We start from the raw sequence: 24,374 nt of genomic DNA, 5'->3' as shown, positions 1-24,374 counted from the left end.
GCATGATCGCCGTCGTCGATGCCTTGGAACCGGTGCTCGGCGATCTCGACGGAGTGGAATCCGGCCACCATGTCGACACGAGCGGCCGAGTACCGCGGACAGCTACAGAGTCTCGACGAGGAGATGTCCGCCTTGTTCGCCGCGATCCCCGACGAACGGCGTGCGCTCGTCACCAACCACCATGTCTTCGGTTACCTCGCTGACCGTTTCGACTTCGAGGTCGTCGGGGCGGTCATTCCCGGCGGCACCACCCTCGCCGCACCGTCGGCGTCCGACCTGTCCGATCTCGTCGATGCCGTCGACTCCACCGGTGTCCGCACCGTCTTCGCAGAATCGTCCTCGCCCGACCGACTCGTTCAGGCACTCGCCAGTGAAGCCGACATCAGCGTGGACGTCGTGCAGTTGTTCACCGAGTCGCTCACCGGTCCTGACGGCGGCGCCCCCGACTATCTGACGATGATGCGCGTCAACACCGAACGCATCGCCGCCGGCCTCTCCCCCTGATCGGTATCGTTCCCACACAGAAAAGGATTCACATGCGTCTCAATCACTTCCGGCGCTGGCAGGCTCCACTGTGCTCGCGCTCGGCGCGGTCGTCACTCTCGCGGCGTGCTCCTCCGGAACCACCACGACCGCCGCCGACTCCACCACGAGCACCACCGCAGCGATGCAGGCCGGCCCTCGTGTCGCGGTCTCCTACGACGGCGGCGTACAGGTGCTGGACGCCGCCACCCTCGAGACCGTCGCGGACTTCGACTCCGAGGACTACACACGCCTCAACCTCGCCGGCGACGGGCGCAACGTCATGGTGACCACGAGCAAGGGCTTCCAAGTACTCGACACCGCCGCGGGCACCACGGACGCACCACAGCTCACGGACACGGTCTTCGAGGCGGAGAAGGCGGGCCATGTCGTCCGGCACGGCGGCAAGACGATCTTGTACGCCGACGGTACCAGCGACACCACGATCTTCGACACGGCAGCACTGGAGTCGAGCGACGGTCTCCCCGAGGTGGAGAGCATTCCCGGTGTGGAGGCGCATCACGGAGTCTCGGTCGTTCTCGAGGACGGCACGTTCCTCACCACCGTTGGTAATGCCAACGGACGCACCGGTATCGAGGTGCGCGATGCCGCCGGTGCGGTCATCGCGCGCAACGATCAGTGCCCCGGCGTCCACGGCGAGGGAACGGCACAGAACGAGATCGTCGTATTCGGCTGCGAGAACGGTGTCCTGGTCTACGACAAGGGCGAGATCACCAAGCTCGACGCTCCGGACCAGCCCTACGGGCGTACGGGCAACGCGTACGTCAGCGAGACCAGTCCCTTGGTCGTCGGCGACTACAAGAACGACGCAGACGCGGAAGGCTCACTGCTGCAGGCGGTCACCGTCATCGACACCGTGGCGAAGACGCTGGACGTCGTCCAGATGCCCGACGGTGCCGAGTACACCTGGCGCGGGGTCTCCCGTGGACCCGACGACAAGGCCTACATCATCGGAACCGACGGCGCCCTGCACGTCTTCGATCCCGAGACGCGCGAGTTCACCGCTTCCTACCCTGTCATCGGTGAGTGGGAAGGCCCCAGCGAGTACCAGGACGCACACCCCGGCATCTCCATCACCGGCGACACCGCCTACGTCACCGAACCGGACACCGACAGCATCCACGCCGTGGATCTGACCACCGGTGACGTCACCGTCAGCAGCGAACTCGACGTCACTCCGAACGAGTTCGTGGCCGTCACCGACTGATCCTGTCGTCACCAGGGGCGCGGTGTCAGCCGCGCCCCTGGCTGGTCGCGTGCGTCAATCCGCGACCAACCGCGCTGATCGGAAGTGTCGACCCACTCCACGCTCGCGTTGCCTGCTGATGACGTAGGAGCCGGGCGCAATTCCTGTCGCACCGTGTTCGGGATGAATCAGGTACGCCGTGACCTCGGTGTCGAGGATGCCCAACGCAAGGCCGTTCGGATCGAACACCGGAGTGGACCACATGCAATGGCCTTCCTCGCAGACGAGGCTGTGAGGGTTGCCGCCGGCGGCGCTGCGAAGCAGTTCGACGCCGGTGAGGGGCACGTCGTCGGCCCGCGTGCCCCGAACTGCCTGCACGTGGAGGATCATCGGACGCGGCACGACGATCAGGTCGCCCTGAGCTTGAAGCCCGTCGACGACGGGTATCGACACGTCTCGATCGAGATAGTCGAAGACGTCGAGGCCGGTCAGGGCCGTGAGTGTGGACAGAGTCATGGTCGTGGTCATCGAAGTCACCTCGGGTCGGCGGGATGTGGTCACGTGCGGCGCACGAGACGGGAGTAGTCGTCGCCGGTGATGCCGTAGGTCCATCCGGCGGCGTCGAGTGCGGACGTCATACCGTTCGGAACCGGCAACCCGTAGCGTCGCCGCCGACCGTCCCGCTCGACAGAACCGTTGACCACGAGCAGAATTCGGCCGTCGTCCACCCAGCTGGTCGGCGTGGCGTAGAGCGACAGCGGGGCGCCGGCATTTCCCGGATCGTCCGTCCGGTCGACGAGTTCGAGTCCGGCCTCGTCGATGTAGACGTCCCACCCGATGCGCTCTATGGCGCACCGTCGTACCTCGATGTTCCGTTCGCGTGCGATGCGCTCGACGGTGGGTTCGGTGATCACCCACTCGGGAACGATGGTCCCGTGATCGACATGAACGGATCGTCCGTCGGCGAACTGGACTGCGGGCTCGTTCTGTCCGTGCAGTCGCCGTTCGTTGTGCACCGCTCCCGGAAGAGGTTCGGTCTGAAGAATTCCAGGTCGCTCGGACATGACGCAGACACTGTCGAATGCCCACCACCAGCCGGTCGCCCCCGCGAGGGCTGTCTGAGTATCGAGGATGGCGTGATCCGTACCGCGGAAGGCAGAGATGCCCAGTGTGCGATGGATGTCGTAGTACGCGAGCCGGTGCGCTTCCTGCTGCCCGTACCACGCCACGCTTCCCGTCGGTCGCTGAACGAGTGACCGCACGGCGGCCGCCACTCCATCGAACAGGCTCGTGCGCAACGAATCCCACACCGCGATTCGCAGCAACTCGTCGGGGCGCGATCCCCTGCCGCGCGGACTCCGCCAGTGGCTGCGTGCGTGCAGCCCAGAGGGAGCGACTGTCGGAAGGCCATCGTCGCGACACCCCGCCCGTGCGGTTGTCCATACGTTCGCGTGACCGTGAGACGGTCGACGCGATTCGAGCGGCAGCACCGGACGTCAGAGAGTTCGTACCCGACAACTGTTCGGAGACAATCAGTTCGGCGCCAGCCGGTGGGGACGGTACCCACACGAACTCGGGACAACGGAACCCTGCATGCCTGTACAGATCCGCTACGGCGGCCTCGGCGGTCGGCCTGTCGGACGGCAGAGTGGACAGACCCAGCGCGAGCCACGTGTCCCGCAACGTGGGTACGGATGCCATCTGATGAATCGAAGACGATGCGGTTCTTGCCCTGACCGCGAAGGGTGTTGCTGCGGCGCTCACGCGAGGGTGGCGGTGTCCGCCTTTCCGGTTGTCATGTGTCCGAGAATGACACGTCGCGCGACGCAGCGCAAGAGTCGGTGCCGATACCCGTAGCAGGATCGGCACATTCGGCCGAAAGTTCTCCCAGGGGGGCAGCGCACCGGATCTGACACCGTCGAGCGATAGACCATTCGTGCGATGCCACTCATTCGCCTTCGGCGTTGATGCGGCGTCGATACAGGCATACGGTGCCGTCATGGGAAATCCACGCACCGCCGCGATCGGCCTCTACCTACTTGCGGTGATCGTGCGCGTGGCGACCTGGGGAGGCACGTCGGCGGCCGATCGCAGCGACGACGTGGTCCTCCTCCTGCTGGTCGGAGCAGTGGTCGCGGCGATTCTCTCGGTCAGGTCTCGCACGGACACGCCGTGACCCGCCCGTGCGCGGCAGCGGCGAGCACGATCTAGACCGATCAGTTGGTTACAGTGGTGCGATGTCGTGGACGTCGTCGCCCAAGGATTCGGTGCTGGGCCTCGCCGTCCTCCTGTACATCGGAACGGCATTGGTGGTGCCCATCTCGGTCGCCGCAATGTCCGCCCTCGGCGACGCTCCCTACGACGTTGTCCCCGGGTGGTTCGCGATGGGTGTGTTCGCGTTCTGCATCGGTGCGTACACCACGGTCTATGCCGCCTACGGGTTGTACCTGAAGGCGGTGTCGGCGCACAGACGGAGAACAGGGCCAGTCCTGGCGGCGCGCCTGGAGACCGGCGCAGTGGTCCTCGCATGGGTGTCACTCGTTGCGGGATTGACCTCCCTCGCACCGGGCGTCGCCGTCGCGAGCGGCCTTGTCTGCGCTGCGGTGTGTAGTGTCGCCGGCGCCGTCGTTCGTCGACGTGTGTTCGGACAGAGCGAACGCCGTACGTGACGCATCGGTGCGTCCGGGCAGTCCGGCTCTACTGTCCTTCCGACACGGTGGAATTGTCCAGGGCCGCGGCGAAAGCGTTGATCGCTCTCGTGTAGCGCTGAAAGCTCCTGTTGGTGCCGTAGTCAGTAAGAAAACGATCCGGCGAGCATTCGCCGCCGATATGGGACTGACCTACGGATGCTGGCGGACACGCGCTCGAATGATCGTTGCGGCCGACCTTCTCGAGCGGGGGACACACCTCGCCGACACGGCAGCAGTGGGTTACAGCACCAGCAGCGGGATCATCGCTGCCTTCGCCCACGAGTTCGGCGTGGCACCGTGGTCGGGCACCTGCGCGAGGACGACCGGACGGGTCGCGCGGAAATGCTCCTCGCTACCGCCGTCTCCCCGCTGTCTCGTCTGCTCGCCGCTGCCGCCACGGCGACAGTCACGGCAACCCTCGTGTTGCTTCTGGCAGGTGTCGGGCTCGTCACCGGGGCTGCTGCCGTCGGCGGAGACGGCCCCGGTGTCGTCGACGTGCTCGTCGGAGCGGTGTCGCAGCTGCCGGCAACCCTTGCTGTCGCCGCGATCGCCTACGCCGCATACGGATTCGGAGGCCGGTGGATCGCAGTCGGGTGGGCCGCAGTCGTCCTCGACCTGCTGCTGGGGCCGCTCGGTACCCTCATCGGCGCTCCCCAGTGGTTGCGCGACACAGCACCGCACACGCATCTTCCCGCCGACGTCGGCGCGCCGGTTCCACTCACCGCCGCAGTCATCCTCATCGTCGTGGCCACAGCACTTCTGGCCATCGGATCGTGGGCTCTGCGCCGCCGCGACCTCGTGTGAACGCCGGACAGGGCGTCGGCGAGTGCACACCAGCGACACTCCCGATGCCTGACCTCACTGCGCCCCACGGACACGTCGGCACCCCACGACCTGCCCGAGCACGTCGACCACGGCGGCCGCAGCGATCGCCACGAGCAATACCCACACCAGCAGAGCCACGTCCGGCGCCCACCTGCCTGCCACCGACAACCCCGCGCCGGTCGAAGTAGACAGTCCGAACAGGACGGCGACAGCGGCCGCTGTCCCTACCCCGACCGCAACGACCCCGCGCACGACGGCGACTCCTCTGGTCCGCTGGGGCGTCCTGCCCGAGACGATGCGGACCGCGTGAACGCCGATGCCGACCACCAGCGTCGCGATGATCGCAGCGAGCGCTCCGAGCACGGTGGACGCCGAGGAGTCGGGAAGCTCGCTCGTCCGTCCACCCGTCACCGATGTCGTCAGGTTCCGACCGACGGCCGCGAGTCGCTCGGCCTCGATTTCACCGTATCGGTTCGCCGCCACCACGATTGCTGTGTCCAGGGACGGAATCAGAGAGACGTAGGTGTAGTAGCCGGGCACCGCACCCGCATGCCACCAGACATCGTGGCCATCGATCCTCTCGTGGAACAGGCCGTCACCGTAGGTCGAACCCTGAGCCGTCGGCACCTCGCGATACCGGGCTACGCCGCCGTGACGTTCCCGCAGTCGCCACGACGCATAGCGTCCCAGGTCATCGATGGAACCGGCGAGGTAGCCGTATCCCAACCCCGCCGAATCGACACCGACGTCGACCGGGCGGGTGGAACCGAAGAACGGAACGTGTCCCCGCGGAACACTGTCGACGAACAACTGCGGGTCGGTGATGGCGTCACTGCCGGCGGGATCGAGTACGACGCGGCGCACGGCGTCCGCGTAGGAGGACCCTGCCGCCTGCTCGATCACAGCCTGCAGGAGCAGGTAGTTCAGACTCGAGTACCGGAACTCACCACGAGGACCGGCCCCCTTCGGCGCGTCGAGGGCGGTGACGGCGTCTGTCGCGGAACCCCTTCGGGTCCACTCGTCGGTGACGGTGATGTCGTGCGGCAGCCCGCTGGTGTGATGAACGAGGTCGTCGACGGTCACTGCGGGGTCGGAGAGCACTCGGCGAGCCTGCGGGACCACCTCGACGACAGGGCTGGTCGCATCGAGAACACCCTCGCGCCCGAGGCCCCTCGCTGTCGCTGCCGCGAACTGCTTCGACACCGACCCCCAGACGAAAGGGGTCGACCCGTCGATGTCGTGACCGTCCCCGTCGACTCCCACGAATGCCGCAGACCGTGCACCGTCGCTGTCGACGATCCGTGCGGCCATGCCCGGTGCACCGATCTCCGAGGCCCACCGAGTGACGAGGCCCTGCAACGACTCCTCGTCGTGCCCTCGACCGGCCGCCGGGCAGATCGACAGTGCGAGCAGTGTCAGGGCGCCCAGAAACACGGCGACGACTCGTCGTGCCGCGGTCATCGTCGTACTCCCGTCAGCGCTGTGGCCCGGTGCGTGGTGGACCACAACCCGGTCAGCAGCGCTGCTCCCCAGACCGTGAACAGCGGATCCCAGACCACGGCATGCCCGATCATCGCGGTCCGGTCGTACCCGCCGTCGGGCACGATGACGCCGGCGAGCACCGCTGCCGCGGACACCGTCGACACTGCGCCCCACACGGAAAGCACACCGCCCGCGCACCACCCGCACATGCGGACCTGCCGATGACCGTGGCCTCGGACCCGCTCGTTCACCCACGGAAGGACAGCAGCGCCGGCCTTCACGACAGCGACGACACCGAGCGCGAGACCGCTCGCCACCGGTCGGTCGTCGGCCAGGGTCACCGCCCAGTCCCCCACCGAGGCGAGCTGCCATCGACCACCCACCGCCCAGTACGCGCTCGCGGCCGCATGCAGCAGCCCGGCTGCCGCAGCGAGGAGAAAGGCCACCGCCGCAGGCATTCTCATGCGTGTCGTTCCCGAGGGTGTCTGCACACGATCGACACTAGGAACGTTCCGCTCGCCCGAACATCCGGGAACACCCCGACCCCACCCTGAGACAGACGAGGTCTCGACCGACGAGGGACACCAGGAATGCCGTCTCGGAACCATCCCACCCGCACCAGTCGATCAGCTCAGCACCACGAGTTGCCGGGTCGCCCGCGTCATCGCCACGTATCGGTCGACGGCGCTGTCCACACCCGGCCCCTCGACGAGGACGACGAGATCGAACTCGAGCCCCTTGACCGACCGTGCGCTCAGAGAACGGATCCGCTCGGTGTCCGGCCGAGCCGGCACACCGATGACGCATGCCACGCCCTCACCGGCCGCGGCCCACTCGTCGAGAATCGCGTCCAGGTCGTCCACTCCGGCCTGGCGAACGCCCACCCCGGTGCTGCGGACCGAACGAGGCACGTTCGCGTCGGGGAGGACCGCTCTGATGACCGGTTCGGCCGCGGCCATGATCTCGGCCGGTGTGCGGTAGTTGACGTCGAGCGTGGACACCGCCACGTCGGTGAATCCGACACGCGCCAGCCGCGCCTCCCAGGATTCCGGGAAACCGCTGTGGGCCTGCGCCCGGTCACCCACCACCGTGAGACTGCCCGACGGGCAGCGGGCACGGACCATCTGCCACTGCGCATCCGTCAGTTCCTGGGCCTCGTCGACGACGACGTGGGAGAACGGACCAGCAAGCCGATCCGGTTCGCCCGTCGAGAACTCGGTCTCGTCCAGCACGTTCTGCAGGTCGTCGCCGCGGAGCATCGACATGACGCGAAGCTCCGAATCGTCGGACTCGACGAGATCGTCGACCACCGCGCGTCGGCGCGCACGCTCGGAGGCGATCGTCAGGGCACGGCGCACGCGCATCGTCGTCGCCCGTGGGTCTCCGAGGCGGCGACGAGCGACGTCCAGAAGAGGGAGATCCGCTGTCGTCCAGGGAGCACCGAGGTCTCTGCGGACCGCGGCCCTGTCGTCCTCGTCCAACCAGGGCGCGCACTGGCGTAGGTATGCCGGCACGGCCCAGAGGTCGGCGACGAGATCGGGAGCATCGATCACCGTCCACGACGACTCGACGCAGTCGCGAAGCTCGTCGATCTCCCGCAGCGACGACGTCAGCTCGGCGTCCGACACGTCGCCGGCGAGGCGGTCGACGACGATGTCGCCCAGCGCCGCCCAGATCTCCTCTCTCGCATCGTTGTGCGGAGTCTCCGCGTCGGGTGCCGCGAAGGCTTCCGCCCAGTCGGTTGCCCGGAGCAGCACTGCACCCCACTCGGTCTCGACGACCATGTCGTTCGCGGGCGGTGTCTCGTAGAAGCGGATCGCGCGATCGATCGTCTCCGTCATCGACGCGGAGCCTTTCACCGCGGCGGCGCGTGGCGAGCTCTCTGCGACTGCATTCCGGCCCTCGGGAACCATCTCGTCGAGCAGGCACACCCGGACACCGTCCTCTCCGAGATCAGGAAGCACGTCGGCGACGTACGACAGGTAGGGCTCGTGCGGTCCGATCACCAGGACCCCGCCGCGGTGGTGCCCGACCTGCGGATCCGCGTACAGAAGGTAGGCCGCACGGTGCAGCGCGACCACGCTCTTTCCCGTTCCGGGGCCGCCGTCCACCACACGCACTCCTCGGGACGGAGCGCGGACGATCGCATCCTGGTCCGCGGCGATGGTGCCCAGCACGTCGCGCATGCGGGACGACCGCGCCGCCCCGAGATCGGCGACGAAGGCCGACCGATCGTCCAATGCCACGGCGCCGTGCAAGATCTCGGCGGTGAACACCTCGTCCCAGAAGTCGCTCACTCGTCCTCCGGTCCACCGGTAGCGACGACACCAGGCAACACCCATCGGACGTGCCGGGGTCGCGGCGAAGAACGGTGCTGCTGCTGGTGAGCGCCAGTCGACGAGCAGTGGATGACCGGCCTCGTCGAGGAGTCCGCGCCGCCCGACGTACACCGGCTCCGTTCCGTCCGCCGGCACGAGTCGCCCGAGACACATGTCCCGCCCGACACGTCGCACTGCGCAAATCTCGGCGGTGAGCCGATGTGTCTCCAGGTCGCGTTCCATCGCGTCCTGGCCGGATCGGCCAGGGGCGGCGCGAGTCCGGGCGAGGCGTCGTTCGAGATCCGCGAGGGACCGACGCAGGGCCGCGTCGATTCTGGCGAGATGTCGATCATCCGCCGCGATCGAGGCGGGGTCGGCCTTGGCTCGGCGGTGCGGGGGCAGGGCGAACACGGTGTCCACAGGTCGGCTCCGATCGGGGAAACGTGCAGTTCATGGCATCGAGCGAGCCATTCTGCGCCGACCGCGGGGGCTTGCCGCAAGCCCCACCGTGCGCTATATCTTGGAGGTGGAAGGGATCGTTCCCGTCAACGCCGATCGTAGCGCGCCTCGGCCAACCGCCTGATCGCCGACGGCCCCACTCCGTGCAGCGCGAACAACACCGCGAGGTCCGCCGGAAGGTCGAGCACCGTGCGATACCCGGCGTCGATCAACGCGCCCGTCGCAGGCCTACCGATGCGGACACCGTCGAACACGGGCCCACGATCGGTCGGCGCGTCGTTCGTCATGCTGCTCACCGCCTTCCGCTCGTCGTCTTTCTCTGCATGGATCCATTCTGACGCTCCCCGGGACGACATAGGCCCGGCTGTCCCCGGAGCTCGCCCGGGCACCTGCTGCAGTATTCGCCCACAGCGCTTTCCCCGGTCCTCACCGATCTCCACGAGTGTCCGAGCCAGGACGATCGGTCACTCGTTCCACGACGCTTCCGGTGCGGATCCGGCGCATACTGTTCGCCATGGCGACCGTGGCAGACCATTTCGTGCAGACCCTGACCGAGAGCGGCGTGACCCACGTCTACGGTCTTCCGGGCGATTCGTTGAACGGCTTCACCGACGCGATCCGCCGGAACGACGGCATGACGTGGCAGCACGTCCGCAACGAGGAGACTGCCGCCTTCGCCGCAGCCGGTGACGCGGCGATCACCGGCGAACTCGCGGTGTGCGCCGGCAGTTGTGGGCCCGGCAATCTCCACCTGATCAACGGGCTGTTCGACGCGCACCGCAGCCGTGTCCCCGTGCTCGCGATCGCGGCGCACATCCCGCGCAGCGAGATCGGATCGCAGTACTTCCAGGAAACTCACCCCCAGAACCTCTTTCAGGAATGCAGTGTCTACTGCGAGCTGGTCAGTGACCCGGAGATGGCGGAACACGTGTTCGCGATGGCGATGCGGGCGGCGATCGAAGAACGCGGTGTCGCAGTGGTCGTCGTCCCGGGCGAAGTGCTGCTGGCGCATGCCGAACAGAGAAAGGCCACCCCGGCCATCCGCGCGACCACGTCCCACGTGCGTCCCGACGATGCCTCGCTCGACGAGGCGGCGTCGATCCTGAACTCGTCCGACAACATCACCATTCTGGCCGGCGCCGGTGTGGCGGGTGCGCATCGACAACTGCTCGAGATCGCCGGCGCGCTGCAGGCTCCTGTCGTGCACGCACTGCGCGGCAAGGAGCACGTCGAATACGACAATCCCTACGACGTGGGGATGACGGGGCTGCTCGGCTTCGCCTCGGGGTACCGCGCGATCTCGCATGCCGACGTTCTTCTCATGCTGGGCACCGACTTTCCGTACCGCAACTTCTATCCCGACGACGCAAAGATCATCCAGGTGGACATCCGCGGCCAGAACCTGGGCCGCAGAGCGACCCTGGACGTCGGCTTGGTGGGTACCGTCGCCGACACCGTGGACGCTCTGCTCCCCCGTGTCCACGCCAAGACGGACAGCAAGCATCTGGACACATCGGTCAAGCACTATCGCAAGACACGCAAGAATCTCGATTCGTTCGCTGTGGACGACCGGCACCGCACACCCATCCGGCCGGAGTATCTGGCGCGCATGGCGAACGAGCTGGCAGACGACGACGCCGTCTTCACCGTCGACGTGGGGTCGCCTGTCGTGTGGGCCGCCCGGTACCTGACGATGAACGGCAAGCGCCGATTGCTCGGGTCGTTCAATCACGGATCGATGGCCTGCGCGCTCCCGTTGGCGATCGGTGCGCAGACCGCTCAGCCCGGAAGGCAGGTGGTGGCCTTCGCCGGCGACGGCGGGTTGACGATGGGCTTCGGTGAGCTGATCACGTTGATGCAGAGCGGTCTGCCGGTCAAGGTCATCATCTTCGACAATTCGTCGTTGAACTTCGTCGAACTCGAGATGAAGGCTGCCGGCATCGTCAACTACGGCACCGACCTGAAGAACCCCGACTTCGCCGCTGTGGCACAGGCTCTGGGGATGTTCGGCCGACGAGTGGAGAAGCCGCAGGATCTGGAGGCGGCTCTGATCGACGCGTTCGCGTACGACGGTCCCGCCGTCATCGACGTCGTCACCGCGGCACAGGAGCTCTCCATTCCTCCCAAGATCACCCTCGAGCAGGCAAAGGGGTTCACGCTGTACGGCATTCGGACGATCCTGTCCGGCCGGGCCGACGAACTCGTGGACCTCGCGGACACCAATGTCCGTCGGCGGATCTTCGACTGAGAGCTTTGCTGGCCGGACTGGCGTGATCCGATGCCACGGTCGTGGTCGACGCGCAACCATGCAGGCGTCGAGTGGTGAAACGTGCGCCCCAACCACGTTCTGCTCTGTGAACGGCGATCAACGGAAACCACGGCCGTCAGGGCTCGACCCGACGTGGCCGACAGACGTCAGGTCACGACGCTGCGCTGACGATCGAGTCGACGACAGAGGCGGGCGCCGACAACGGAGTGAAGCCGTCGCCCAGGATGCGCCGGCACCCGTCGAGTTCGATGTGGACGTCGATCATGACCAACTCGTCCCCGATCGTGGACTGCGTCGAGGTGGTCGCCAGCGATGTCCCGCGTTCACCGCAGGGACCGGCGGGCTCGACGTCGATGAGGGCGGCGTTCCAGTCGAGGGACGGCTCGGATTCGTACCGATCCGCTCCGGTGAACATCAGATCGGGTCCGGCGGTGTCGAAGCGGCAGAACCCGGACGGTGTCAACGTCAGGTCGAGTAGCGACCGAGACCCCGGCACCGGTGTCGAGACGATCGGCGAGCACGAGTAGAAGTAGGTGATACCGGCAGCATCGAGGCGGACGCTGTGTTCGGTGGCCTCTACCTTCGGGAGCTCGAGAACCTCGGCGAGTCCCAGGGTGTTGTCCAGGCCGCAGTCACCACGCGGGTACGACGGTTGTACGGCGCGGCCGTCCACGTCGACGAGCCACATGTCGACCGGCGCCGCAGCGAGCACGGACGCCAGACATTCGGCGTCGAAGATCGAGCGACGTGTGGGCGGCCCGTTCAGCTCCCGCACGGCGCTGCCGAAGTCCCCGGCGTAGCGGCGTTCGACGTAGGTCACGGTCCCGTCGGCCTCGACATGGTCTCCGATACCGATGTCGCACACCACGGCTGCCACCGGCTCGAACCCCTCGGGCACCGTGCCCCGCGCCGGACGGGGAGCGACGCTCTGCTGCGGCGGCGGGGGCGCCAGATAGCCGCCGACGTCCTGTGGCAACGCGCAGACGAAGTGATCGGCCGAACCGATCTCGGCGACCGACCTCGGCTCAGGAGTGGTCAGGACGCCGTAGGACGCGAGAGCAACCGTCACCACCAGAAACAACGCGAGTCCCACATGTCGACCGGTCACGGCCGGAAGCATCCCACCTCGCGCAGTCGCGGTGAGTCTCGCCGAGGACGACTCAGCGGCAGCTGACGAAACGTTTCGAGGACCAGTGGGTCACTGCCAGGCGGGGACGTTGTGACGATGCAGCGAGCGGGTACGGCACTGCAGGCGCAGCGCCGCGATCTCGGGCGCCGACAACGCCTGCGCCACCGTCGGGTCTCCGCTGTCGAGGACACGAGCGAGCCGCTCGTGGAACTGATACCCGGGGACACCGAACGTCACGAGGATTTCCTCGTCAGGACCGCCGCCGTAGGGCAACCACCGACGCGCGAACTCGATCATCCCGCGAAGGCCCTCGGCCTGACTCGTGCTCATCGCACCATCATCGCGGCCGACGAGCCGTCCCACCCGGCGGTGAGCCGAGTCGACACCCGCTGTTCACCGCACCGCCACTCCGACTACCCGCGGAGCGGGCACCCCTCACTCGGCGCAGCCCCACCACGACCCGACCCGAGGAGTCCCCCGTTGTCCTACATCCTCTTCGACACCCTGCTCCCCTACCTCGGTGAGCATACCGCCGCGTACTGGGCTCAGCTGCTGGTGATCACCCCGGTCTGATCGGAACCGTTCACGGCGGCAACCCCATTGGGACAACCGATGATCCACCGTTCGTTCACCAATGCTCGGTACCAATGAACAGGCATTCCTGCCACCACCACTCGACCACGGGAGCTCCCATGATCACCGACCTCGCAAGCTTCGTCGACTTCCTCGGCGCCCTGTCCGACATCTTCGGCGGCAGCGGCGACTTCCTCGACGGACTCAGCTTCTTCAGCTGACACACCCCGGGCCGATCTGATCCGCGCCGCAGCAAGCGCGATCCGATCGGTGAATGGCCGCACCGTGCACGGTCGCCCGCGTTCTGGGCGGCCGTGTATTGCTGTGCGACAGGTGGTGTCAGTGCGGTGCGACGGAGCGCAGTGCCTCTCGTGCGTTGCGCTCGACGAACAGCGGCACGAAGTCGCGCACCGAGCGTCCCTCGAAGCGGGCGTACTCAGCCGCCACGGTCTGTTCGATGTCGTGTCGGCTCACCCCGGGCAGGGCGGCGGTGAGCCGGTCCTGCACCGCCGCGAGATGCTCCGATTCGTTGGTGGTTGTCATCTACTCAGAATCGACCTCGTATCGGGACCGAGTCAACGTTTCGACGATATTGTTCGCAGCAGTAACGATCACTCGGCAATGAGCGCGAACCTCGTGCGCAGGTTCTCCGACTGCCGGGTCACTTCGCGTGCTTTTCGCTCCGAGAATCCGACTGTGCTGCAGTTGCCGTTGCTGCCGCACCCAGACTCGGGCACGCCTCATCCAGCACAGTCCAACCACGTCCGGAGCGCTGCGGCAAACTCGATGGGCCGGCCCGTCTGACCGTACTCACCACCGAGAAACCCCTGGTGTCCGCCGGGGAAGACGACAGCGTCCTGGCCCAACAGCCGGGCGACCGCATACGCTGCGCGACCGGCCATCTCGCCGTCCTCAGGCCCACCGGACTCTTCGCCTACCGCGATGACGATGCGAGTCGACGCTGCCGTCAGACGCTCCACGTCGGGCACGTAATCGACGCCCAGTCCACGCATGTTCGACATCAGCGGATCGGTACGAGAACCGTCGTCCTCGGTCGGGAGTCCGAACTGCGCCGGGCCCGGCGCCGGCCATGCGAGGTACGCGTCGTCGACAGGACCGCGGTGCATCACCAGGCGGATGAACTCGGCCATCGCCGGCCCCGTCCCCGCCGCGTCGTAGGACTCCACCATGTGCGTGCAGGCAGCCGAGATGTGGTTGTGGTCAGCGAGTGCACCACCGGCGGGTGGCTCGTGGGCGACGAGAGTTCGGATCGCGCCCGGCCGGCGTTCGACGCAGACGAGGGCGTTGACCGCGCCGCCGCTCGACGCGAACACGTCGACAGGTCCGGACCCCAGCGCTGTGATCAACGCATCCAGATCGGCGGCGTGCTGCCACGGCGTGACCGCAGCCGTGGGTTCGCCACAGACGCTGCGGCCGGTGTTGCGTGGGTCGTAGGTCACGACCGGTCGATCGATGAAATGCTCACGGAGCGTAGTGAACCCACTCGCATCCATCGGTGAACCGATGAGCAACAGGGGTGTATCCGAGGTCAGTGGACCATGGACGTCGTAGGTGATGGTGGCGCCGGAAACGGCGAGCGTGTGTGTAGTCATGCCGTGTCGACTCGGGTGCGCTGCCGAACTCATCACCGGACAGGCACGCCGTGTCGACGTCACATCGGCACCTCGCCGTCAGACCTGTGGTCCACGGTCTCGAAAAATAGTAGTGAGTAGCATCTGAACCAGAAGGGACTCGAACCCCGGACCCAGTGACTGTCCCCGGCCGAACTCGGTAATCCAGTGGGACCATGAATCCCACCTCAGTAGCGTGGATCAAGAGTCACATGACCATGTGGGACCATCACGGTTCCGATGAGACCGCAATAGCAGTCGGGAATCATTGCTGTCAGTTACCCCGGTCGCACGGGCAACGGCTTTCATGACGAGACGGCGCACAACCTTGTAGGTGAACGACGAGGCGGACGAGGACGCAAGGGCAACCGCGCACACGGGCACCTCACCGAATTTGTGCCGCTGCACACCCTTGAGCTGCGCATTCATCGCTAATCCGAGCTCGTGTACCGTCCCCGCCATGCCGACGCACCATCGATCGGTCGACGGCAATGCCGACCAAGTGGGCCACGACTCGGGAACGGATCCGCACATGCCACTCTCCACCGGACGCGAACGCCAGAACCACATCTACACAGCGGGGGTGGCCGGACGAACACCGACTGTTCCCACGGATTTCCCTGGATTGGAACGGCGTGCACTCACGAAGATGTCCGACCGAGCGCGTGCCTACATTGCGGGTGGGGCCGGCTCCGGCACCACGATGGACAACAACCGCCGCGCTCTCGACCGATGGAACATCGTGCCTCGGGTCCTTCGGGACGTGTCTGCGAGAACCACCGAAAGCGAACTCCTCGGCCTCACGCTTCCGGCACCCGTGTTGTTCGCTCCGGTCGGAGCCGGGGGCGCAGTGCATCGACAGGCAGATCTGTTGATCGGCCAAGCCGCCGCCACACTGGGACTTCCCTACATCTTCTCCAACCAGGGGTCCGTCGCGATGGAGGAGGTCGCTGCCGGCATGGACCGGATCGCGCCCGGGTCCCCGAGGTGGTTCCAACTCTACTGGTCGACCGACGACGACCTGGTCGATTCCCTGCTCACGCGGGCCGAGCGCTCCGGTGCCAGCGCGATCACGGTGACCCTCGACACGACACTGCTGGGATGGCGACCACAGGACCTCAACCTTGGATCGCTACCGTTCTCACGTGGTATCGGCATCAGCCAGTACACCTCGGATGCTCGGTTCCGTTCGATCGTCGCGGAGCGCCTGGCGGCCGGCGCCGAAAAGCCGAATCTCCCCATCACGGGCCCGTCGAGTGCACTGTCCGCGCTGTCCACCCTGTTCTCGATCGCACGGAACGCACCGGGCAGCACCGTGGCCAATCTCCTGTCGCCCGAGCCGCGCACCGCGGTGACGACGTTCACCGACATCTACTCGCGAGAAAGCTTGAACTGGAACGACATCGCCGGACTGCAGGACCGCACGTCCCTGCCGATCGTCTTGAAAGGCGTTCTGCATCCGGACGACGCCCGACGCGCCGTCGATCTCGGCGTCGCCGCAATCGTGGTGTCCAACCACGGGGGACGACAGATCGACGGAGCGATCGGAGCCGCTGACGCTTTGCCGGGGGTCGTCGACGCAGTCGACGGACGCGTGAGGGTGTTGTTCGACTCCGGAATCCGATCAGGGTCGGATGTGTTCAAGGCACTCGCCCTGGGCGCCGACGCCGTGTGCATCGGCAGACCGCACATGTACGGACTCGCTCTGGCCGGTGCCGCCGGTGCCGCCGACGTCGTCGCCAATATCGTTGCCGAATTCGACCTCGTCATGGCACTCGCCGGCCACTGCTCACCCGACAGCATCGATCGAGACTCCCTGTGGCGAGCACCATGACACGATCGAGTGCAGCGCAGTGAGCCACGACGGAGCCGCGGCGCGAACCCTACTTTCCTCGCGAATACAACAGACCCTGGACGGCGAACCGCCGTCCGGCATCCCGGTGTGCCGATCACTCGCAGCTCAGCTCCGATCATCAAGGCGATCGCCCACAGACGGAACAGCAAGACCACCCAAACGCACTGCGAGCAAAGTCGTTCGGGCCGCGGCCGAGTAAATACAGGACGCCACCATGACCACGCCGACACCCTCGGGTACGACCGGACCCCAGCGACGTGCACGGAGACTACGGACCACATCTCGTCTATTGGTCGTCGGCGTCCTCGCCGTCGTCGGCGTTCCTCTCACCGTCCGACAGCGCACTGTCGCAGACAAGCGCGCCCAGGCCCGGCAACGCATCACATGGTGCCTCGAACGCACACCAGTGACAACGGCGACGAGGCCGAACTCGGCCGGGACATCTACGCCACGGTCACCGACTCGGCGCTGACCACCAGGACCGAGGAAGACGTTCTGGTCGCTGTCACCGACCGTGCAGCGGCACGGCGGGCGCTGGTGCCGCCGACCGAAACCGAGGACACTGACAGCCAGAGCAAGCAGCAGGAGGACCCCCGATGACCGCCACCGAGGAACGCAGTGACCGACCGGCCGAGCGGCCCAGGGTGGCTGCTGTCGCGACCCGCGCCTCCATCGCCATCCGCGAGCGAAGCGGACGAGAGGTACCGCAGTGGCTTCGCGACACTGCTGCCGGCCGTCCCACCACGCCACCGCCTGATCTGACCTGACCTTTCAGCGGTGCAGCGGCTGCGTGGAAGGTGAACACCAACTGGCGCAGCAGGCGTAGAACACTTGTCCTTCGCTGTGGCGTTGCTCGGGGAACCGACCGATCAGCGCGCTCAGCCCGAGAAGGGCCGTACGCGGTTCATCCGTCGCTGCGGCGTATCACCGCCGTCTCGATACCACGACCTCGAAGCTGAGAGGCTCGGTCATGGAGTCTTTCTCCCGGCTCGGTAGAGGTAGCTGTGTCTGGCTGTACTGCGCAAAGCGGTGCTCGTCGAACTGGGTTGTGTTCTTGTCCCAGTTGCCGCCCCGGGTGCCAGGTTGCGGGGCGGCATAGCCGTCGAGTGTCAGTAAAGGTCCGGGGTTCGAGTCCCTGTGGGCGCACCACAAAGGGCCCCTGATCAGCAGCCGTGCTGATCAGGGGCGCGGAGAGGTGGGTAGCCCCGGGAACACTTTCTCGCTCGAGATGGTTGACTTGTAAACTAAACCAGGGTCGACGTCGTGGCCCCGACCCAGAGGCTCAGCAATGCATGTAGGTGTGGACAGCTTCGTGTCCTCCGTAACCGACCCGACCGACGGCCGCGTGATCGGCGCTGCCGAGCGTATGGAGCATCTGCTCGAGGAGATCACCCTCGCCGACGGGGTAGGTCTCTACTCGTTCGGGATCGGCGAGCACCACCGCAGCGAGTACTACGATTCCGCTCCGTCGATCATCCTGGCGGCCGCGGCAGCTCGCACGGAAAGGATCCGGCTGGGCAGTGCGGTCAAGGTACTCAGTGCGGACGATCCGGTGCGAGTCTTCCAGGAATTCGCCACCCTGGATCTGATCTCGAAGGGGCGGACGGATCTGGTCGTGGGCCGCGGCTCGTTCACCGAGTCGTTTCCCTTGTTCGGTCTGGACCTGGCCGACTACGACTCGCTGTTCATCGAGAAGCTCGAGCTGCTGCTGCAGATCCGGGACAACGTCGAGGTGACGTGGTCGGGCAAGCACCGGCCGGCGCTGACGCGGCAGAGCATCTATCCGCGTCCGATGCAGGATCCTCTGCCGATCTGGGTGGGTGTCGGCGGCAGTCCCGAATCATTCGCTCGCGCAGGTCTGTTGGGGTTGCCGCTGATGATCGCGATCATCGGCGGTGAGCCGCGCCAGTTCGCGCCGCTCGTCGATCTGTACCGCCGCGCGGGTGCGCAGGCAGGTCATGCGCCGGAGAAATTGAAGGTGGGCCTGCACGTGTTCGGGTTCGTCGCGGAGAGCACGCAGGCGGCGGCCGACACCATCTACCCCGGGTGGAACGAGATGTTCACGAAGATCTCGCGGGAGCGAGGATTCGCGCGACCGACCCGAGCGCAGTTCGATGCCACGTCCGGACCTAACGGTGCCTTTTTCATGGGTGACCCGCAGACGGTGGCCGACAAGATCGCGCGAGTGGGCGAACAGCTCGGCGGTGTGGATCGGCTGTCCCTGCAGATGACCAATCCCCGCTTGGCTCACAGTGATCTGCTCCGCGGCATTGAGCTACTGGGAACGGAGGTCGCACCGCTGGTGGCCGATCTCTGAGCGTGGGCTTGATCGTCACGAGCTGCCCAACCGTCGCACGGCAGGTTGGGCATCTACGGCACCCGAGTGGTCCCGACTTCGGTCGCCATTGAGCACCTGGGAACACCTGTGCGTACCGGTGTACACCGCCCGTCACCGTTCCCACTCCCTCCTCGCGCACTGCCGCCGGACGCGCCCCTCTCCCAGCGGCATTCGCCGTTCTGGCTGTCGCTGCCGTGTCGTGTTCCTCGGACACCGCCGCGCAGCAGTCCCCCGTCGGGGGTACCGAGGCTGCACCTCGTCTGCATGGCTCGCCTCGTTCCTCGGTGCCCATTCCTGGCTTCTGTCCCACTTCCCCGAGCAGGCACAGGCCGACGTCTGGTCCGACGGACCCGATGTCAGCATCGGCGGAATCTTCGCTCCGATGGGCAAGGCGAAAGCCGTCGACGGAGGCTACGTGCTCGACGGCCGTTGGCCGTGGAGCAGCGGCATCATCCACGACGAGTGGACCATCCTGGGGGCCTTCATCGAAGGCCAGACACCGCCCAAGCTCCACATGTTCCTGATCGCCCCGGGCGATTTCACGTGGGAGGACACGTGGCACAACGTCGGCCTGTCCGCGTCCGGCAGCCACGACACCGTCGTCGAGAATGCGTTCGTTCCCACCCACCGGGTCATGCCGTTCGAGTGGGCCCGTGACGGCGTCGGACCGGGCGTCGAGTCCCTCGGAAGCTCGCTGTACCAGGTTCCCCTGGCCCCCGGCTTCTCGTACAACGCCGCGTACGTCGCACTCGGCGCGGCCCGCGGCGCCTACGAGTACCTCCGGGAATGGACCAAGTCCCGCGCCTCCAGCGTGACCGGCGCCGGGGTTGCCGAGCATCCCTCCACACAGGCGGAACTCACGGAGACCGCAGTCGAACTCGACTCCGCTCAGCTGCTGCTCGAGCGCACCGGCCGTCGAATTTTGAATCCCGCCGCTCTGGATCTGAAGACGCGCGTCGAGTGCCGACGGGACAACGTCTACTCGGTCAAGGTGATCCTCTCTGCCCTCGATCGAATGCAGCGCATGGCCGGGGCGCGCGGAATGTACGTGAGCAACCCGATCCAGCGAGCATGGCGAGACGCCCATGCCATCGCCACCCATGTCGTCTTCAACTTCCAGACCGTCGGCGAGTTCTACGGTGCCTCGAACTCGGCCTGGAGCCGCCCGCACGTGACCCCTACTTCTGAGCCGACCACCTACACCGTCCATCCGATGAGAGAGGGAACTGAATGTCCACCCCCCCCAGTCACATACGAGAAGGCTGCGACACCCACCGACCTGGTGCGCATCTTCTCGCAGTACCTCAATGCAGGCGACGTCGAAGGATTGATGTCGATGTACGACGACGATGCCACGTTCTCACCGGAGTGCGGGACTGTGGCACGAGGAACAGACGAGATCAGGGCAGTGGTGACCGCCATGGTCGATCCGCCACCGAGCGTGAAGTCGACTGTCACGTGGGTCCAACAGGTAGGTGACCACGCCCTCGTTCTCAACGACTACACGATCACCGCGGTGGGGCCGGACGGAACCTCGGCCGAGACGACGGGACGAAGCGCAGACGTGGCCCACCGCGGATCCGACGGCGGATGGCGGTTCTTCATCGACTGCGTCTGGGCCGGTTCCTGACAGCGCATCCCCGCGGATTGTCACGAACGCCCCCTTCGGCCGGTCCTGAGTCACGTCACGACGTAGTGCGAGATGCGTCCGTCGCGTAATCGAGGGATGCCGCAGCGCCGCGCGTCTTCGTGGCGTACCAGTTCAGGCATTCCATCGGCGTTGTAGAGAACAACGGAATGCCACGGTGTGGTCCACGCATCAGCATGGTCGAGCAGTCGAATCCCCAGCTTGTCCGCTCCGCGCGGTTGCGGGTGAATCGACAGACGCACGTGATTCGGGAAGTGCGCGGCGATCACCCGACCCCACCCCTGACTTCGCGACACGACGTGTCGCGCCGCGATCTTCGCTCGGCGATGTCGGTACGACCTGGTGTGGCCGTCACCGCTCGGAGCGTCCTCGGTCAAGAACTTGATCACCCCTCTGAGTTGCCGCGCGGCTGCCTCGTCGTGTCGGGCGCGTGCTCGAACTTCCTCGGGTCCGTCACACCAGGCGGTGTCGAGCAGTGTTCGTTTGTCCTCGAAGGTGCGACCCGGCCAGAGTGCGCCGAGATCGAACCATTCGAGATGGCCGAGGCGCTGGACGTCGAGGAGTGCACGCAGGGCGGTGCCGTACTCGGTGATGGCGCCGTCCTCCACACCGATGTGGTCGGCGAAGACGTGGCCGTCCGAGCAGATGGTCAGTGTCGCCCCCGGTTCGTAGATTTCGCCGATGCGCCGACACAGATCGTCGAGCTCCATCAGGGCGAGACGTTCTCCTTCGTCGGGCAGAACTCCACACACCTTGTCCGGACTCGGCGACTTACAGGGAAAGGCGGGCAGCGTCATCCGAATGGGACGCTGCTGCAGAACGTGAGCCATGATCTGCGCGAACTGCGTCGACGCCTCGAGCGCTGCCGGAACCGCGCTCGGTGCCTCGCCGGGCACCGCGCGGCGGCGACCGAGAAGTATCTCGAGAATGTTCTCCGCCATCGTCACGTCGTCTCTCAGGTGACGGGGAAGCGTGACGGTCATGCGCTGGCGCTCCGTCGGTACGAGTAGTACACCGGCAGTGCGGCGACAGCCCGGGTGATCGGTGAACTCGACCAGTCGAGGTCGTCTCTATGGTCGTAACCAGGCCTGAGCCCGTCCAGGCGAATGATCAATGCTGTCAACGCTTCCTGCAGCTCGACGCGCGCCAGACCCGCTGCCGGGCACGCATGACGCCCGTATCCGAATGCGAGGTGCGGATTCGGCGATCGGTCGATGCGCACGTCGTGAGGACACTCGAAGACCTCGGGGTCCCGATTGGCCGCTCCCAGAGCCACGATGACCGAGTCACCGGCCGGCACCGCCACACCGTCGATGTGATCGTCCGCCTCGAGGAACCTCCACGTCGTCAGATTGAAGGCCGAATCGTGGCGGAGCAGCTCTTCGACGGCGGACGGTACGAGGTCGGGGTGGTTCCGAAGCTGCTGGAGAACGGCCGGGCGTTCGAGTACTCCGACGAGGGCCAGTTCGAGTTGTGCGGCCACCGGATCCTGGCCGGCGGCGAACAGTTGAAAGATCATCGAGTCTCGTTCCTGCACAGTGATGATCGCTGCGTCGGCGGCGCGAACGATGTCGCCGAGCACGGTCTCGTCACGGGCCTCGCGTACCACGTCGTCGATGTAGTCCTGCAGTTCCACGAGGTTGTTCTCGTAGCGCTCTCGTCGCGGGTGTCCTGGCGGAACCGGAGCGACGACGGTCCGCCACTCGGGCTCGAATCGGTCCCGCAGATGATCCGGTAGCCCGATCGCGCGAGCGAGGGCGAGCATCGGCAGCGCCTCGGCGACGGCAGCGACCAGATCCACCGATCGATCGTCGGCCGTCGCCGGCATCGCGTCGATCAGAGCATCGATGTCGGCTCTGATCGCATCGCGGTGGGCTTCGGATCGGCGTGCCGAGAGGTGGTCTGTGACCAGTGATCGCATCCGTGTGTGGTGCGGTTCGTCCCTGTGGAGCAAGTGCTTCTGCAGCCGGGATCGTTGCGGCTCGGGCATGATCGACGCCTTGGCCAGGAACTCGGAGTTCGCTCTGACGTGGTCCTTCCCCAGTCGTTGGTCCGTCAGCGCACGTCGTGCAGCGGCGTGTCCGGTGATCAGCCAGGCGTCGAGCGCCGGGAAGGAGACCGCGTGCACGGTCCCGGACGAGGTCAGGGTTGCGAACAGCGGATACGGGTCGGCGCGGTAGCGAGATCCGTCCAGCAGGGTGCGGTCTGTCATCGGGTGTCCTCTCGTGACGTGGTGCGATGGTGAGTTCGGTGGTGGGCGAGCAGGATGGCGGCGCACGCGGCGACCGCGGCGGCGACGGTGAGAGCGGGATTGGGTACGACGGGCGCCGTCCAGAGCGACGCCGCGACGAGAGGCCCGACGATGAAGCCTGTGGTTCTGGCGAGTTGCATGTGCGATGCCGCGATCGCGGCCCGTGCCGGAGCGACCGAGGACATCACCCACGCCTGCGCAGGGCCTCCGTAGAGCCCCATGCCTACCCCGACCAGCGCCAATCGCCATGCCAGCTCGCCGATGCTCCAGTCGCCGCGGTGCAGGACCATCGCGACGAGTCCGACAGTCACCGCCGCAACCCCGATCACGACGAGTCGAGACGGTCCGATGCGATCGGCGAGCATGCCCGCGACGAGACCGACCGCAGCCATGGCGGCCGCTTGGACGATGATGACCATCGCTGCGTCGGTGGCGGACCCGCCTGCCGTTTGCAGGGCGATCGACACCCCTAGCGGGACCACGGATGCAGCACTCGCGACCAGACCCACAGCCAGCACGATGTGTTTCGTCGGTGTCTCGTCCTCCGGCCGGCCACCGTCGCTCCGCGGCGGTCGGCCACGTGCCCCGGCGAGCGACCCCGGCGGCGTCCGCGCGAAAATCCACCCGGCGGCGACACACGCCGGAATCTTGAGGAGCAGCGCGGACTGCCAACCGAAATTGTCGATGAGCGGACCGGCCAGAACCGGGCCCATCACGATCCCGAGTGACCCGAGTCCTGTGGTCACGCTCAGGGCACGAGCTCGACGCTGCGGGGACACCGCTCCCGTCGACAGCAGCGGCATGCAGACGAACAGAACCGCCGCCGCCGCACCCTGCAGCGTTCGCCACGCCGTGGTCCACACGATGCCGATCTCGTCGCCGGGCGCGAACGCGGCGAGCACTCCGGTGGCGGCGAAGAGAGTCAGTGCGCCGAGGACAGTGCGGCGCGCGTCGTGCGCGGCGAGGAAACGCCCGGCCGGAATCAGGCAGATCGTCAGCATCGCCTGATATCCGATGATGGCGATCTGCGCGACCGTCGTCGTCGTCCCCGTGTGTCGGGCGATCGCCGGCAGTGCGAGATTCAACGCGGACATCTCCATCATCGCCGTGAAGGAGAGAATCCCGGCAGCGACGACGACGATCCAACGGTCACCGCTGCGGACGATCGGGCTCACCG

The 24,374-nt window shown here is 66.6% G+C and carries 24 protein-coding genes and 1 pseudogene; 12 read left to right on the top strand and 13 right to left on the bottom strand.

Annotated elements, in window-relative coordinates; genetic code table 11:
• Positions 1 to 18: 18 nt before the first annotated feature.
• Both QE397_RS04770 and aztD read left to right on the top strand, forming a co-directional pair.
• Entirely contained in the window at positions 19 to 504 is a 486-nt protein-coding gene (locus QE397_RS04770) for a metal ABC transporter solute-binding protein, Zn/Mn family (RefSeq protein ID WP_373425209.1), read from the top strand.
• 70 nt (positions 505 to 574) lie between these two features.
• On the top strand, positions 575 to 1,750 hold the full coding sequence (gene aztD, locus QE397_RS04765) for a zinc metallochaperone AztD (RefSeq protein WP_307092070.1): 1,176 nt from the start codon (positions 575 to 577) through the stop codon (positions 1,748 to 1,750).
• Positions 1,751 to 1,804: 54 nt separating this feature from the next.
• Here aztD and QE397_RS04760 read toward each other — a convergent pair whose 3' ends face one another.
• Both QE397_RS04760 and QE397_RS04755 read right to left on the bottom strand, forming a co-directional pair.
• A complete protein-coding gene (locus QE397_RS04760) occupies positions 1,805 to 2,257 on the bottom strand; it encodes a hypothetical protein (RefSeq protein WP_307092068.1) in 453 nt (150 codons plus the stop codon).
• Positions 2,258 to 2,286: 29 nt separating this feature from the next.
• Positions 2,287 to 2,958 (bottom strand): DUF6745 domain-containing protein, encoded by a 672-nt coding sequence (locus QE397_RS04755; protein WP_307092066.1) that lies wholly within the window; start codon positions 2,956 to 2,958, stop codon positions 2,287 to 2,289.
• A gap of 770 nt (positions 2,959 to 3,728) precedes the next feature.
• Here QE397_RS04755 and QE397_RS04750 point away from each other — a divergent pair.
• The 4 genes and pseudogenes from QE397_RS04750 to QE397_RS04740 all read left to right on the top strand — a co-directional run bounded on the left by QE397_RS04750 (position 3,729) and on the right by QE397_RS04740 (position 5,223).
• Positions 3,729 to 3,905 carry a hypothetical protein gene (locus QE397_RS04750; protein ID WP_156380573.1) on the top strand — a complete coding sequence of 59 codons (177 nt, stop codon included), beginning with the start codon at positions 3,729 to 3,731 and terminating at the stop codon, positions 3,903 to 3,905.
• A 61-nt stretch (positions 3,906 to 3,966) separates the two neighbouring features.
• Positions 3,967 to 4,398 carry a hypothetical protein gene (locus QE397_RS04745; protein ID WP_027505539.1) on the top strand — a complete coding sequence of 144 codons (432 nt, stop codon included), beginning with the start codon at positions 3,967 to 3,969 and terminating at the stop codon, positions 4,396 to 4,398.
• Positions 4,340 to 4,705: pseudogene (locus tag QE397_RS21755) on the top strand (hypothetical protein); the annotation flags it as partial. The gene QE397_RS04745 and the pseudogene QE397_RS21755, both read left to right, overlap by 59 nt.
• Positions 4,706 to 4,761: 56 nt before the next feature.
• Positions 4,762 to 5,223, top strand: a complete 462-nt coding sequence (locus QE397_RS04740) for a hypothetical protein (RefSeq protein WP_307092063.1) — start codon at positions 4,762 to 4,764, stop codon at positions 5,221 to 5,223.
• Positions 5,224 to 5,277: 54 nt separating this feature from the next.
• Here QE397_RS04740 and QE397_RS04735 read toward each other — a convergent pair whose 3' ends face one another.
• From QE397_RS04735 to QE397_RS04720, 4 genes are all read right to left on the bottom strand, one after another.
• Positions 5,278 to 6,705, bottom strand: a complete 1,428-nt coding sequence (locus QE397_RS04735; RefSeq protein ID WP_307092062.1) for a serine hydrolase — start codon at positions 6,703 to 6,705, stop codon at positions 5,278 to 5,280.
• Positions 6,702 to 7,190: a DUF3995 domain-containing protein gene (locus QE397_RS04730; protein ID WP_307092060.1), complete on the bottom strand. Its 489-nt coding sequence runs from the start codon at positions 7,188 to 7,190 to the stop codon at positions 6,702 to 6,704. The genes QE397_RS04735 and QE397_RS04730 overlap by 4 nt, the downstream gene beginning before the upstream one ends.
• A gap of 162 nt (positions 7,191 to 7,352) precedes the next feature.
• Positions 7,353 to 9,464 (bottom strand): RNA polymerase recycling motor ATPase HelR, encoded by a 2,112-nt coding sequence (gene helR / locus QE397_RS04725; protein WP_307092058.1) that lies wholly within the window; start codon positions 9,462 to 9,464, stop codon positions 7,353 to 7,355.
• 125 nt (positions 9,465 to 9,589) lie between these two features.
• Entirely contained in the window at positions 9,590 to 9,790 is a 201-nt protein-coding gene (locus QE397_RS04720; RefSeq protein WP_285186157.1) for a helix-hairpin-helix domain-containing protein, read from the bottom strand.
• A gap of 227 nt (positions 9,791 to 10,017) precedes the next feature.
• Between QE397_RS04720 and poxB the strand changes: the two genes are divergently transcribed.
• Positions 10,018 to 11,751 carry a ubiquinone-dependent pyruvate dehydrogenase gene (gene poxB, locus QE397_RS04715; protein WP_056448978.1) on the top strand — a complete coding sequence of 578 codons (1,734 nt, stop codon included), beginning with the start codon at positions 10,018 to 10,020 and terminating at the stop codon, positions 11,749 to 11,751.
• A gap of 172 nt (positions 11,752 to 11,923) precedes the next feature.
• Here poxB and QE397_RS04710 read toward each other — a convergent pair whose 3' ends face one another.
• The 4 genes from QE397_RS04710 to QE397_RS04695 form a co-directional block, all read right to left on the bottom strand.
• Positions 11,924 to 12,880: a hypothetical protein gene (locus QE397_RS04710; protein WP_307092056.1), complete on the bottom strand. Its 957-nt coding sequence runs from the start codon at positions 12,878 to 12,880 to the stop codon at positions 11,924 to 11,926.
• Between the two features lie 90 nt (positions 12,881 to 12,970).
• Positions 12,971 to 13,231, bottom strand: a complete 261-nt coding sequence (locus tag QE397_RS04705; RefSeq protein ID WP_155957006.1) for a hypothetical protein — start codon at positions 13,229 to 13,231, stop codon at positions 12,971 to 12,973.
• A 582-nt stretch (positions 13,232 to 13,813) separates the two neighbouring features.
• On the bottom strand, positions 13,814 to 14,017 hold the full coding sequence (locus QE397_RS04700; RefSeq protein ID WP_027505531.1) for a three-helix bundle dimerization domain-containing protein: 204 nt from the start codon (positions 14,015 to 14,017) through the stop codon (positions 13,814 to 13,816).
• Between the two features lie 197 nt (positions 14,018 to 14,214).
• Positions 14,215 to 14,934 (bottom strand): alpha/beta fold hydrolase, encoded by a 720-nt coding sequence (locus QE397_RS04695; protein ID WP_373425208.1) that lies wholly within the window; start codon positions 14,932 to 14,934, stop codon positions 14,215 to 14,217.
• 703 nt (positions 14,935 to 15,637) lie between these two features.
• Between QE397_RS04695 and QE397_RS04690 the strand changes: the two genes are divergently transcribed.
• From QE397_RS04690 to QE397_RS04670, 5 genes are all read left to right on the top strand, one after another.
• Complete coding sequence (locus tag QE397_RS04690) at positions 15,638 to 16,939, top strand: alpha-hydroxy-acid oxidizing protein (protein WP_307097351.1); 1,302 nt, start codon at positions 15,638 to 15,640, stop codon at positions 16,937 to 16,939.
• A 405-nt stretch (positions 16,940 to 17,344) separates the two neighbouring features.
• Positions 17,345 to 17,560 (top strand): hypothetical protein, encoded by a 216-nt coding sequence (locus QE397_RS04685; protein WP_307092050.1) that lies wholly within the window; start codon positions 17,345 to 17,347, stop codon positions 17,558 to 17,560.
• Entirely contained in the window at positions 17,557 to 17,727 is a 171-nt protein-coding gene (locus tag QE397_RS04680; RefSeq protein WP_307092048.1) for a hypothetical protein, read from the top strand. The genes QE397_RS04685 and QE397_RS04680 overlap by 4 nt, the downstream gene beginning before the upstream one ends.
• Positions 17,728 to 18,248: 521 nt before the next feature.
• On the top strand, positions 18,249 to 19,277 hold the full coding sequence (locus tag QE397_RS04675; protein WP_307092046.1) for an LLM class flavin-dependent oxidoreductase: 1,029 nt from the start codon (positions 18,249 to 18,251) through the stop codon (positions 19,275 to 19,277).
• 220 nt (positions 19,278 to 19,497) lie between these two features.
• Positions 19,498 to 20,928: an SgcJ/EcaC family oxidoreductase gene (locus QE397_RS04670; RefSeq protein ID WP_307092044.1), complete on the top strand. Its 1,431-nt coding sequence runs from the start codon at positions 19,498 to 19,500 to the stop codon at positions 20,926 to 20,928.
• A 50-nt stretch (positions 20,929 to 20,978) separates the two neighbouring features.
• Here the strand turns inward: QE397_RS04670 and QE397_RS04665 are convergent, their stop codons facing one another.
• From QE397_RS04665 to QE397_RS04655, 3 genes are read right to left on the bottom strand one after another with little or no spacing between them, the layout of a single operon-like run.
• A complete protein-coding gene (locus QE397_RS04665; protein WP_307092043.1) occupies positions 20,979 to 21,929 on the bottom strand; it encodes an isocyanide synthase family protein in 951 nt (316 codons plus the stop codon).
• A complete protein-coding gene (locus QE397_RS04660) occupies positions 21,926 to 23,158 on the bottom strand; it encodes a cytochrome P450 (protein ID WP_307092041.1) in 1,233 nt (410 codons plus the stop codon). Before QE397_RS04660 ends, QE397_RS04665 begins: the two co-directional genes overlap by 4 nt.
• Positions 23,155 to 24,372: an MFS transporter gene (locus tag QE397_RS04655; protein WP_307092038.1), complete on the bottom strand. Its 1,218-nt coding sequence runs from the start codon at positions 24,370 to 24,372 to the stop codon at positions 23,155 to 23,157. The genes QE397_RS04660 and QE397_RS04655 overlap by 4 nt, the downstream gene beginning before the upstream one ends.
• Positions 24,373 to 24,374: the final 2 nt, after the last annotated feature.

Source organism: Rhodococcus sp. SORGH_AS_0301, assembly GCF_030818285.1.
In the GTDB taxonomy this organism is placed as follows: domain Bacteria; phylum Actinomycetota; class Actinomycetes; order Mycobacteriales; family Mycobacteriaceae; genus Rhodococcoides.
This window is presented reverse-complemented; position numbering and strand designations above follow the sequence as displayed.